Source organism: Candidatus Hydrogenedens sp., from assembly GCA_035361075.1.
Classification (GTDB): Bacteria; Hydrogenedentota; Hydrogenedentia; order Hydrogenedentales; family Hydrogenedentaceae; genus Hydrogenedens.
In genome coordinates this window covers 1-13,305 of sequence record DAOSBX010000058.1, presented here as the reverse complement: position 1 = coordinate 13,305, position 13,305 = coordinate 1, and the positions used below count along the sequence as shown (strand labels likewise).

10 protein-coding genes are annotated in these 13,305 nt (G+C 39.4%); 3 read left to right on the top strand and 7 right to left on the bottom strand.

The window, feature by feature from the left end; translation table 11 throughout:
* Together PLJ10_12885 and PLJ10_12880 are read right to left on the bottom strand one after the other, a co-directional pair.
* Positions 1 to 152: prepilin-type N-terminal cleavage/methylation domain-containing protein (locus PLJ10_12885; GenBank protein ID HOK10540.1), on the bottom strand; the 152-nt coding region annotated here is incomplete at its 3' end.
* Positions 153 to 504: 352 nt separating this feature from the next.
* The gene (locus PLJ10_12880) at positions 505 to 1,947 is read right to left on the bottom strand and encodes a hypothetical protein (protein ID HOK10539.1); all 1,443 of its coding nucleotides are present in this window, start codon (positions 1,945 to 1,947) and stop codon (positions 505 to 507) included.
* 362 nt (positions 1,948 to 2,309) lie between these two features.
* Between PLJ10_12880 and PLJ10_12875 the strand changes: the two genes are divergently transcribed.
* Complete coding sequence (locus PLJ10_12875; protein HOK10538.1) at positions 2,310 to 3,548, top strand: hypothetical protein; 1,239 nt, start codon at positions 2,310 to 2,312, stop codon at positions 3,546 to 3,548.
* A gap of 58 nt (positions 3,549 to 3,606) precedes the next feature.
* Positions 3,607 to 4,584 (top strand): ABC transporter substrate-binding protein, encoded by a 978-nt coding sequence (locus PLJ10_12870; GenBank protein HOK10537.1) that lies wholly within the window; start codon positions 3,607 to 3,609, stop codon positions 4,582 to 4,584.
* Positions 4,585 to 4,673: 89 nt separating this feature from the next.
* On the opposite strand, the gene PLJ10_12865 is transcribed toward PLJ10_12870, so the two are convergent.
* From PLJ10_12865 to PLJ10_12850, 4 genes are all read right to left on the bottom strand, one after another.
* Positions 4,674 to 6,443 (bottom strand): hypothetical protein, encoded by a 1,770-nt coding sequence (locus tag PLJ10_12865; GenBank protein ID HOK10536.1) that lies wholly within the window; start codon positions 6,441 to 6,443, stop codon positions 4,674 to 4,676.
* A 41-nt stretch (positions 6,444 to 6,484) separates the two neighbouring features.
* Complete coding sequence (locus PLJ10_12860; protein ID HOK10535.1) at positions 6,485 to 7,321, bottom strand: sugar phosphate isomerase/epimerase family protein; 837 nt, start codon at positions 7,319 to 7,321, stop codon at positions 6,485 to 6,487.
* Positions 7,322 to 7,361: 40 nt separating this feature from the next.
* On the bottom strand, positions 7,362 to 8,687 hold the full coding sequence (locus PLJ10_12855; protein HOK10534.1) for an aminotransferase class I/II-fold pyridoxal phosphate-dependent enzyme: 1,326 nt from the start codon (positions 8,685 to 8,687) through the stop codon (positions 7,362 to 7,364).
* A 461-nt stretch (positions 8,688 to 9,148) separates the two neighbouring features.
* The gene (locus PLJ10_12850) at positions 9,149 to 10,507 is read right to left on the bottom strand and encodes a neutral/alkaline non-lysosomal ceramidase N-terminal domain-containing protein (protein ID HOK10533.1); all 1,359 of its coding nucleotides are present in this window, start codon (positions 10,505 to 10,507) and stop codon (positions 9,149 to 9,151) included.
* 771 nt (positions 10,508 to 11,278) lie between these two features.
* On the opposite strand from PLJ10_12850, the gene PLJ10_12845 reads away from it, so the two are divergent.
* Complete coding sequence (locus PLJ10_12845) at positions 11,279 to 11,422, top strand: hypothetical protein (protein HOK10532.1); 144 nt, start codon at positions 11,279 to 11,281, stop codon at positions 11,420 to 11,422.
* Here PLJ10_12845 and PLJ10_12840 read toward each other — a convergent pair.
* Positions 11,419 to 13,305, bottom strand: a 1,887-nt coding sequence (locus PLJ10_12840; GenBank protein ID HOK10531.1) for a GLUG motif-containing protein, incomplete at its 5' end; no start/stop codon positions are given. The genes PLJ10_12845 and PLJ10_12840 overlap by 4 nt on opposite strands.

Here is a 13,305-nt window from a genome sequence, read left to right as displayed (position 1 = left end):
ACGACACCCCACTGCTTCAAATTGTTCTGGCAGGAGGAACGACGCGCCGCTTCACGAGCACGGGCAAGTGCCGGCAATAATATAGCGGCAAGAATACCAATAATAGCAATGACGACGAGTAGCTCAATGAGCGTAAAACCTTGTTTCTTCATAACCCAACTCCTTTCCTTTTTCTTCTGTTACCCGAGACCTCTTATTGCATGTGCCCTCGCAAGTCGCCCGGATAACATTCGGGGTTAATTTGTTTGGTTTAGTATTAAACTTTTAAAGAACACAATAACTTCACTTATATCATACACTATTAAATATCAAAAATCAAATTGTTTTCCAGTAAATCACACTTTGTTTATGTAAATAAAGCAGGAGCAAAATCACATCGAAAATCGGGTATTTCTTAAATTAATATATTTCTTTCAAAAAAATCCCAAAGAGAGGGCATGTCTCGTTGTAGTAACAATATCCCTTTTATTGCTAAATTCCATAAAACCTAAATTAAACTCGTTTTTACTTTTCCATAGCAATCTCTACCGCTTTATATGCACCATCGTATATACCGATTTTTTTAAGTAACACAATTTGTTCATTATACATTTTAAGCAAGTCATCTTCTTCAATAAGCATGTTTAGTACTTGCAAAATAAAATCAAGCCCAACACATTCCGGTGTGCTATCACCAATTTCACTGGCACGGATAGCACCCCATGCTTCATGTCCGCCAACTCGTTCTAACAACAATTTGGGTATCGGGTAAAACGCTAATTCGCTGGGTTTGGTCATTAGCAAATCACTTGGACGCATCAACAGATTCGTGGTATAGACTGCGGAATAAGTGTTGTCATGCAGGAAGCCATGAAGTGTTCCTATAATTTCATTATTTAATGCATTCTTTACAAATTGTTTTGTTTCTTCCCACTGATTGTGTAAAACAAGCAGGTCATCAAATTGTGGAATATTCTTCCGAAAATACTCCAATGCATTCTTATGGTCACCAAAATTAATAAATAAAACCAGTTTTCCATCTTTAATCCATTTCCATAGAAACTTAACAATATTAACGAGTAAATCTTGTTGAGCACCAGCCCCACCAATAGAAATTAAGAACCGTCTTGGCTCTTTCCTATCCATACGTGAGATACGATTTTGCACATCTTCTTCTAACGGAGCCAATAATTCATAGTCAACATAATGTCCAACCGCTCTTATTTGCTCTTGCGGTATACCTTTCCCAATACCAGGCGTAATCATTCCACGAAGTGTGCGAAATCCGAAATACTCAGAAGGTCCCTGAACAATCTGCAAAGCCTCTGGCGAAAGATGAAAGCCTAATGGACAATTATCTGGAATAAGATTTAAAACCTTCTTCATACCTGCGAAACTCGCCCCGTGTGCATTGAACGGATGGGTTGCCAGAACAGGAATAGTAGGGTCGAGTTGACGATATACATCAGACAACACCTCCGCTGTAGCCATTACAGGATAATTCTTCTCCAGACCACGATACCATTTTCCCATCAGTGGATCCCAAAAGAAACGATTAAACAACTTTGATTTCTGCGAGAGACGAGACCCAAGCGAATACCAATAATCCAGATAACGAATCATCCGTGCCCCTGCACTGTTAAAATTCAACAAATCAAACCAGTATGGAATACAACCTGCATGATTAACCGCAGAGGCTATCGCCATTCCGATGCGGTAATGTCCATATCCCATACGAATAGTCCCAATAACCATACCTCTGGTAGGGTCGAGAGACATTCCTTCGTTCTCAGAAAAAACATCATGTAAATTAATAAATGGTGATAAAATATCATTAGGCTTAGCAATTAAAGGAAATTCATCCTTACCTGTATACCCAAACTTCTTTGCAAACCTTTTCTTTAATTTTTCACCCTTTCTTATTGCTTTATCTGAAAGAGGCATTCCAAACAAAGTTTTATGACTCATTGTTCATCTCCTTTATGAAATGAATTTACAGATTTTGCAAAAAAATTACCATATCAATTCATATTTTAGAAAATCAAATAAAACAAAAGAAATTGTAACACTAACATTTAATCCAATTGAGAATTAAACTTCTTTCCAATTTTTTGTAAACACCTATTGCTAATCATATAAAGTGCATTCACCAATTTATAACCATTCATAACTAAAAAATATTTATGAGGGGTCTTAGTTAATTATAATTTCTATCTATTGAATATTATCTTAATAAACTTAGGAAACTCTTTTCAGTTTCTCTTCCAGTTTTTTTCTTTTTCTACATTTTTGTAAAATAATATATATTAATTGTAATTAGGAGAAAATAAATGAGTTCAATCCTCGATGCACTAAAAAAACTCGAGGAAGAAAAACAACGGCAATTGAAACTTCTTGAAAAGGAAGAGATAGAAGAACAGGATAGCACCGAAATTATTTCGACTGTTTCGGAAACAACCAAGCCTGATGCCGTTTCATCTACTCCTGATAGGGCACCCGTTGTATTTTTTTCTCCTAAAGTATTTTTCTTAGGTGGTGTTTTGCTTCTTCTTGCTTTGATTGTTATATCTGTGTCTGTGTCCTTTTTAGTTGTTAAAACACAAATCGCTAAAAATTCTCAGCCCGTTATTGTTTCTAATAACTCAACATCAGACGAGAAGTCAACACAAAATGAACCCCCATCTGAACCACAGAAAGCAATTTCAGATGAAGCGACACAGACAAACGATACGGACAAAAATATAACGACAAAGGCTGTATCAACACCACCCAAAGAGAACAATCCTGTGCCAGAAATGCCAAAACCACAACCTGCTCAGGTAGAACAAAAACAGATTCTTCCTCCTGTTAAACCTTCAATACAGCCAGAACCTCAAAAGGAACCATCACCAGACACAACTGCGAAAGAACCGATAGAATCCAAAAGTAAACAACAAATTCCAATAGAATCTGAAAATACACAACTACAAATTGCAAGAAATACAACCGAGAAGAATAATAGAGTTGAACAGGAAATAAAAGAAGAACCTGTTATAAGAACTCAACAAGTTGAAGAGACACCTGTTCAAAATACGGTGATACAACCCCCTACCAATGAGTCGGCTACATCTCAAAAACCTTTATCTACTCCTGAAGAAACATCTTCACCGCCTACCCCAAAAAATGAGCCACAAAAGAACATTGTTGTCTCATCTAATCAATCCCCAAAAGATGTAACACCTCCGAAGGTAGTAACAAAGGAATTAGAACCTCCACCATCATTAAAGCCAGAACAATTCCAGCAAACCTTATCGCTACCTAAACCCAAAGTAGAAGAATCTATCGACATGACAAGGTTACCTGTATTGAGGACTTCGGATAGAGTTCGGCTTGGGCTTGAAAACATGCAACTGAATGTCCTTCGCGAAGCCGGTCCAAAAAATCCTCATGGGTTGGCTATTATAAATTTAAATAAAGTATATGTTGGTGAAATTATACCTGGTTCCTCTGCCCGGTTACTTGATGTTAAGACACATGGAATCGCAATTGAAGTGGTTGGTACTGGGGAACGGTATTACGTACCTCGGTAATAACAATAAATGCTCGATTTTACATCAACAACTAACATCATATAAAAGGAGAATATGTATGCTCAGAAATCTCTTTGCAATATTCATCATTACCGCAACTTTAATTTCTTGCGGTCCTTCTCAACAAGCGTCAGATTCACAAAAAGTCTCTACATCCAACAAAAAAGAAATAGAAATCGCAGTTATCCCGAAATCCTTTTCACATCAATTCTGGCTAACAGTAAAAGCGGGTGCAGAACAAGCAGGGAAAGAATTAGGCGTAAAAATCATCTGGCAGGGAACAGCAAAAGAAACAGAAGTGGAACAACAAATAAATATCGTTCAAGATATGATAAACCGTAATGTTAATGCGATTGTCCTTGCTGCAAGTGATGCAAATGCCCTTGTTGGTATCGTCGAAACTGCGGTAAAAAAAGGCATTCCCGTGGTCACTATCGATTCTGGTGTAAATTCCGAAAAGCCAGTATCCTTTGTAGCAACAGATAACGTCGCTGGAGCCAAAATTGCAGCAGAACATCTCGCCAAACTCATAGGTGAAGAAGGGGATGTTGGACTGATACCTTTTGTGCCTGGTGCCGCTACTTCTGAAATGAGAGAACGTGGATTTAAAGAGGGCATCGCCAACTATCCCAAAATAAAATTAGTTTCAACCCTATATAGTGAAAGTAATGTGGCTAAAGCAATGGATGTGACTAATGATATGCTAACGTCCTTCCCGAGTATCAAAGGCATCTTCGCCGCTAATGAATCCAGTGCGGTCGGCTGTGCACAGGCTATAAAAAGCAAAGGGAAAGCAGGACAGGTAAAAATTGTTGCCTTCGATGCTGCGGAAGAGGAAATTCAGTCCCTTAAAGATGGTGTCATTCAGGCACTCATCGTCCAGAACCCATTTAATATGGGCTATCTTGGTGTCAAAACTGCATACGATACAATTCAAGGGAAACCTGTTGAAAAAAGAATTGACACTGGTGTCACCGTCGTAACACTTGACAATATAAACAACCCCGAAATCCAGAAACTACTCAACCCTATTTAATCCCTCCTAAAAATGTTTATTTAATTATCATATCATTATCAAAGTTATACTCTGGTATATTTAAGAAAGTATCTAATGGTTTTTGGATATTATTTTTTAGAATGGGCGAGGGTATTGAAATAGAAGAAAAGGAGCCCACCAAGTAGTGATAGGAGAGATACTGTTATACCAATAATTTGTTCTGTCCCTTGCGTGGAAATTACGGAAATGATAAAGAGAGCGATAGCTATCAGCACACCACAAGTGCCTACAATTTTATATGGTGAAAAATATTCTTTTCCTTCTATAACTTCTTTATCTTCATCTAACTTACCGATAGGATTCTCAATCTTCTGGAAGAATTTGCCAATATTATTCCGTTCTGAGATAGAAGCGGGAACGAGGATCGTGATTAGTTCCATACATACATATGTTATGGATGTTGTTGCTAAGAACATGGCTATTTCCATCTTCATCGTTAAACCCCAGAGAATAAGTTCTTTTTTATCAGCAACCCAAGCAATCCCAAAAGGTAGTGTGAACGATTTTGCCCACAACTGGATATACAAGAACAATAGTCCGACAAGTGTCCCTATACAAAACCCAAAGATGGCACTACGTGCCGTGTATCTTTTAGAGACCATCCCTAACATCATGGGCACAGCAACAGGTCCTGTGGCTACACCGAACAAAGTCACCATCACCCGAAATAGATTCTCTGCCTTGCCACGGCTGAGCAGTAAAGCAACTATTAAGGCTAAAATTCCGACCACAACTGTGCTGATACGCCCTGTCCATATCAGTTCCTTTTCCTGAGCATAAGGGCGAATTAGCCGTCGATAGACATCTTGCGTAATAACACTGGCACAGACATTAAAATCACTACTCAACGTAGACATTGTCGCGGAGAACATTGCTGAGATAAGTAGCCCTAACATCCCAGCAGGTAGAAGCATTGAACATAAGATTGGATAAATATCACCAGCATCTTTCAATTCTGGCACAATTAATTTGCCAGCAAAAGCAGGGAAAAACATGAGTGGAGGACCAATAATATATAGAATAATCACAGTGAGACCGACTTTATTTACCTCCTTCTCATCACGCACACAATAGTAACGTTGTATCAACGACCAATTAATACTACTCCAAGAAAAGGCATAAAGTATCACTAATGGAATAACATAACTCCATGGGAATTCATCATTGGTAAGGTGGAAAAATCCTTTGGGAACACTTTCAAAAATGTGAGTAATACCACCAGCGTGGTATATGGATAATGGCAAAATAACGAGTAAACCTGCACCCAACACAATGAATTGAATAAAATCAGTAATCGTAACTGCCCAAAGCCCACCAAGAAAAGTGCAAAAGAGAATAATACCACCTACGAGAAGTATGGAGTCGGCAATAGAGATATTCGTAATAATGGAGACGAACTTACCCGTTGCTAATAGTTTCATACTATCATCAATAATTTTAACTGGCACTCCTTGCCAAACAAGGATTTGACGTAATGTCCCGTTATAGCGTTCTTCTACAAACTCGACTGGACTATTCACACGTAGTCTACGCCAACGCCAACCAAACACGTAAGCACTGAAAATAGTAGCAGGCACCGCTACCCACAGTAGCGTAATACCGACCCAGCCATAACGATAACAGAGGGATGGATAGAAAACGAAGGCGGCAACACTGAAACTGGTCATCCAGAAGGAAACCCCACTAAGCCACCACGGAATACGATTTCCTCCTTTAAAATAATCCTTCAATTGCTGGATATAGCGATAAGAATAAAGGCTAACCCCTAACATCAGAACAAAATAGAAAAGGATTAATATCCAGTCTGCATATCCTAAACTTTTCGTAACTATGTTCACAGGCTATCCACTCCTTACTATAAAAATATGTTTCGGTCTAATTATTTAAAACAACCAATAGAATGCACGTATTTTACGGAAGTCTCTATTGCATCTTTAATTTGCTGTTCATTTAGTTCCACCCCTTTTACACCCTCAAATTCAATAGTGATGGGACCATTATAATGATGTTCTTTTAAGATTTTTACAATTTCGGGAAAGTTTACTTTCCCCTGCCCAAGTGGAGGGAAGTTCCATGTCTCATACTCTCCCGTATGGTCTTTAAATTCAACCGTTGCGACATACGGGACAGACTTTTTTAATTCAGTAACTGCATCTGTATTTTGATTGTAATAGGTAATATTTGCAGTATCAAAGTTTACACGTACCCGTGGATGATTAATTGCTTTCATTGTCTCAATCTGCACATCACCATTAGTTCCTAAATCAGGATGCGTTTCTAATACTAAAGTCACATCATATTTCTCAGCCACATCACCTGCTTTGCGTAATCGTTCGTATACAACCTCTTTTGGGGTCTCTTTACGTTTAGCGGAAAGGAAAAGATAATGAACACCCATTTGTGAACACACTTTAAATTGGTCTTCCAATTGCTGGATACAGTTATCTTGTGTTATATCAGCCTCACCTCGAAGAACCAAAACCTTTAAGTTATGCTCATTTAATTTTTTCATCACTTCTGCAACTTGGTCAGCAGTTGGAACAGCCATGAATAAGTATTTTACCCCTATAGAAGGCAAGTGTGTCCATGCACTTTCTTGATATGCACCATAACTCATCAAACGTACTGCCACAGGTGGACAAAATTCTTCTTCACTGTTAGCAATTGTTGACATAAGACATAACAAAGTAAAAACTATCACTCCTATCCACTTCATTTTTCTTATCCTTCTTTTTATACTTTGCATTTTGGTTCTATCACACTAATTCTTTACGATGGGCCCAAACTTTTTGAAATGCCTTAACATATTGCTCAACCAATTCAGGAACTTCTTTTGTAAAGTATGGTAGAGCAATATTCGTTTCATTTGCCTGTTTCGAACCAGGCAACTCAGGGATAACAGGCTTGTGATGCCACCATTCATCTTCTGCGTATACAGGCAATTCATGTTGTAATGTATAATGAAGTCCATCAGCATGAACACCTTCCGCACGTAAAGCCTCCACAAGCCGATTTCGTGGCACACCTGTTTTCTTTTCATCAACAAACAGCATATTCCACTGATAATGAAGTCGTTTTACATCCTTTCTTCCGCTGGTCTGCTCCGAAAGCCCTTCCAATTCTAAAAGTTGGTCATTTAGCTTCCGAATTTGACGAACACCAGCTTCATTCCGTTCTTCCAGTCCTATCAACTGACAACGAGCAAGTACTGCTGCCATCGGATGCATTCGTAATTTAACACCCAAACCTGAACCCGAATATTTCGTGTATGGATTATCCTTTGGCAAATTTGTTACTTTATAATCACCAAAAGCAACTGCACGTCCCCAATCATCTGCATTTTGATAAACACCCATACCACCTTCAATAGCAGGTAAAGGCTTGCTCATCTGATAACTAAAAATAGCCATTCTGCTCCATGTGCCCATTAACTTCCCTTTTAATCTTGCTCCGTGTGCATGGGCACAATCTTCAAGAACAATAAGTCCTTTCTCATTCGCCCAGTCATTAATGTCATCCATATCTGCTGGCAAACCAATCCAATGAACTGGAAGAACAGCCTTCGTATTCGGCGTTAGCCGTTTCTTTGCATCATTTAAATCAAAATTGAGTGTTTGTGGATTAATATCTACAAAAACAGGAACCAACCCAAACAAACGCATCGGAAGAATAGTTGCAAAGAAGGTATACGAAGGAACCATAATCTCACTGCCAGGTGGTAAATTAAGAGCAAAAAACATCGCAAGTAATGCACTTGTCCCATTAAAATGCGCCTTTACATAAGGCACCTGCATATAATTCTTCCAGTCCTCCTCCAATTTATCTATTGGATTGTAAGACGGATTCCGAACCAATTCTAATACTGCGTCTTCCTCCGCCTTACCATAACGAGGCCAGCGTGCAGAATCATCTTGCGGATAAGTTACTGCAGGGCTACCACCAAACAATGCTAATGTCTCATTAGCACCCCATGCATTCTTAACCGTAGATGTACCAGCTACCGCAGTCATAACACCTGCAGATTTTAAAAATTCTCTGCGAGTAGAAAAACGTTTCTCTTTATGTTTATTATCCTTTTCCATAACCCTTCTCCTGTTTGTAAATTCTATTTATACATCACTTATATTTTAAGCCAAGAATAACAAATAAAAACAAATTTGCATAATGTATAAAGTCCCTAAAAATAAATTTATAAATAAATCCTATTAATTTAGCCAAACACACAAATATTGTGTCAGAGCATATTAACCTGTCCAGAAGTAAATCAAATTTTTAATGTTGTATCTCAGACCTATCTTAATCCTGAATCAGCTCAGACCGTAATAGCAATAGAACAGTTTCGTCTGAAACATAGTCGGTGACCAAAAGAGTTGCAAGAACTTGTACCAGATTATATCCTATCTATTCCCAAAGACCCATGGAATCATGGTAAACCCATAAAATATATGATGGCTTTTCACTTTCTGTGAGCACGTCTTCAAAAGAAGCAACCAGATAGTTTATAAAATCCTATTCAGCAATAAATGTGATAGGCTTAATATGATTACTTAATTTGAGTCCACATTTGTGTAACAGCATTCAGGATGAGTTCTTCGATGTCTTCTTTCCATTTGGCAGGCATTTTATATTCTAATTGTGAAGTATCACCTTCATAGCCTCCTTCACGAATCACCCGAGCAGAAGGGATATAACTCATCAGGTCATTGGAATAACCTAACACCATTGCATTTGTCTGTAACTGCTGTTTTATAGCAATGGCATAATCAACAACAACCTCTCCGCCCAATGCTATTATAGGATATCCACCGATATTCCATACCTGTATCGGATAGGGATACGAAGTTCTCAAGGGAATTCCCCGTTCCAAATCTTTTAACAAATAGAGAGCAGAACGGCGAATATACTCCGCCTTATTTGTGTCATTGGCTATTTGTTGGAGCTCCTCTTTCGACAAAGGTGCTTCCAGTGGTAGTGTAACAGTCTCATATCTTGTTTTCAGAGATGAAGGTAATTCTTGTAAGTTGTCTTCTATAGCACGAGTAACTGCTACCGCAAGTTCTTTCCCATACTGTTGTGCTAAGGCGACTGTTCTGCGGGGCAAAGGATTTATATCTGCACCACAACCCGCCACAAAAAGGGCTTTCGCCATAGGATATGCTTGCTCTAACTCTATCTGGGCAAACCCTGGATAATCACCACACCACTGATAGCCAGATAAAACTGTCGAATGACACGCATAACCAAACACAATGGCACGGATACTATCATCCCCAGCATTTTTAACCACAAGTATAGGTACAGAATGGTCCACAGGACCTTTGTAATCATACGTGGTTTCGATTTCTGCCTCTTTATTATTACGACGATTTACAGCAAAACGAACGACCCCTCTTCCCATAAATAACTTTGCAGATTCTAAATGCCCAATTGCAGTAACAATAGTATCCACAACCTTTTTTTCGAGTTCTTCTGTGTATTGTTGAATTTTATTCAAATGTTCCGTGTCATCTGCAATCTTATACATAGCAATCAGTGAATCCCCAACAACAGGACCTGAATGGGTATGAGAACTATTTAAAAGGATATCCCCAGATTCTAACCCCGTCTTTTCTTTTACATGCTGTTTTATCCTTTGTGACATTTCCGCAGTGAAACCAAGTATGTCACTGCTAACAATCACCACCGTTTTTCCCTGAGAATCCTGTAAAGATAAAGCCTTTACCCATAGTGGGTGTATTGTCCCTTCTGCTGGACGGTCACGCATCGCATAACCCGCCAACCATAAACCCGTAGGTGGTGTTATATCGCATACCGCAACACCTGCCTTCCATACCTCCTCAGCCGAACCAATACATAAAACAAAAGAAACAAACAGTACACAAAAACCAAAAACTTTTCTCATGACAAAATCCTTAAATTAGGGTTATAAAAGTATCAAAGAATAAAAAAAGAATAAGATAGACAATATTTGAAAATCAAAAAGGAGATGATATATCCAAAATTAAATAGTACACAAATGCTAAAATTACTATGTAGTTAAGAAAGATAATTACGTACTCTTAAGGCAAATTAGAAATAAAAAAATGAAAGAAATTAATGGACAAAACATCTTGACCGATTCAAGTATTAGCCATACGGGCAAGGTTTTAAATGCTTTTTTCTATATCTATCTGATTACATGGTAAAGAGGTATGGATTATTCTATACGCAAGGGCATTATATGGCATACGAGACATTTTATAGATAGCACAGACACCCCTGCCCGTGTCTTTTTAATTTTCAATTACTTGATTGAAAGAACATTTAACCACAGAGTTTTTCAATTCTTTCCTCCGTGTTCTCTGGAGTTTATTTCTTTTCTAAAGGTATAATGTAGTGGGAGCATCCCTGCTCCCTTAAAAAAATGAATTTTGTTCACTGCAAATGATGGTTGTAGTGTAATCAATCCATTCGGTAGTAGGGATAAATCTGTTACATACATTCACTCTTCAGGGCAAACACATAGGTCTGCCCCTTTAGATAATCCCTCACAGGCAGGGGTGCCTGTTTTACTTTTTAACCACAGGCACGATGACTGTGTTACTCTTTTTATCTCCGCCTACGCATACCGCTCATAGAAACTATCAGCATACCAAACAGAATAACATCTAATAGGTATTTCCACCACATATCATTGCCTGATGATTTACCACCACAACCACAACCTTGTTTTCCTGTATCCTCCGTCGGTGGCGGAACACGCCCTTCACCTTCTGATGTAGATGGTGAACTTTCTGTGCCTACTTTCCCCTTTTTTACTCCCTCTTTACTTCCCTAACCTTCCTTCGCTCCTTCTCCCTCGTCTCCGTGTCCTTGTGTAGGTCCTAAAACCCGTAAATAAGGATAACTAACACCTTCTATAATGTCCCACACATTAACAAAATCCCAACCCACATATGTCGCCTTCTTTTTCATCTGCGCTGTTGTCTTTCTCGTTCCTCCCTCTGATGAACTTTGACCAGATGTCTGCTTGTCCCAGTAACTTTGGGTAGTTGAACCACCATTTTTATATCCTACAAGACCGCCTACAAGATCACCACCTGATACCAAACCCGTGGAATAACTCTGTCTCACTGTACCGGAGTAATTATCCCCCACAAGACCGCCTACTCCATCTACACCCGACACCGAACCAGTGGAATAACTCTCACTCACATCACCATAATTCCTCCCCACAAGACCTCCGACTTTCTTACCCCCCTGCACCGAGCCAGTAGAATAACTCTGACTCATTGTACCGGAGTAATTATCCCCCACAAGACCTCCAACATCATTACCACCCACCACCTGAACATTCTCTACGCCTATATTTTTCACCTCTCCATAAACACGACCAAATAAACCAACTTCATCCTCTTCCGGACGATTTATATATAAATTCCGTATCACATGCCCATTACCATCAAATCTGCCCACCAATATTATCGGCTTAAATCCCTTACCTTCATTCCAATTTATCGTATCACTTGCATCTATATCTGCCATTAATATATAACGCCCATCCATCGGATATTCCCAATCCCGCCCTATCTTGTTCAAATCGGATAAACTCCATATCTCCTTCTCCACCACCGCTGGAGGTAGGACAGGATGACCTAATGCTTGTAAATATGGATAGGTTACATTTTCCTCTATGTCCCACACAGTTGTAAAATCCCAACCTACAAATGTTGCCTGCTGTTTCATTTCTGCTGTTGTCTTTCCCTCACCTCCATTAGATGTGGTCTGACCGGATGTTTCCTTATCCCAATAACTATCTATAACAGTGCCTCCATCATTTACCCCAACAAGGCCGCCTACATTTTGTTTCCCTGAAACCGAGCCCGTGGAATAACTCTGCGTTACGGTACCTCCCTCATTCCTCCCCACAAGACCTCCGACTGAACCTCCACCAGCCACCGAGCCAGTAGAATAACTCTGACTCACGGTACCGGAGTAATTATCCCCCACAAGACCGCCTACTCCATCCACACCCGACACCGAGCCAGTTGAATAACTCTGACTTACAGTACCCCTATTGAGACCCACAAGACCACCGACTTTATAACTACCCACCACCGAGCCAGTTGAATAACTCTGACTCACGGTACCATAATTCCTACCTACAAGACCACCGACATACTCATAACCCACCACCTGAACATTCTCTACGCCTATATTCTTCACCTCTCCATAAACATGACTAAATAAACCAACTCTATCCTCTTCCAAACGATTTATATATAAATTCCGTATCACATGCCCATTTCCATCAAATCTACCTACCAGTGTGATTGGTTTAAATCCCTTGCCCCCATCCCAGTTTATCGTAGCACTCGCATCTATATCCACCATCAAGGTATAATGCCCATCCATAGGATATTCCCTATCCCGTCCTATCTTGTTCAAATCAGATAAACTCCATATCTCCTTCTCTACTATCACAGGCTCAACTGGCTGACCTAAGGCTCGTAAGTATGGGTAGGTTACATTCTCCTCTATAGCCCATACATTAACAAAATCCCAACCAACATAGGTCGCCTGCTGTTTCATTTCTGCTGTTGTCTTTCCCTCACCTCCTGCTGATACAGTCTGTCCATAGGTCTCCTTATCCCAATAACTATCTGTAACAGTGCCTCCATCATTTACCCCAACAAGGCCGCCTACATTTTGTTTCCCTGA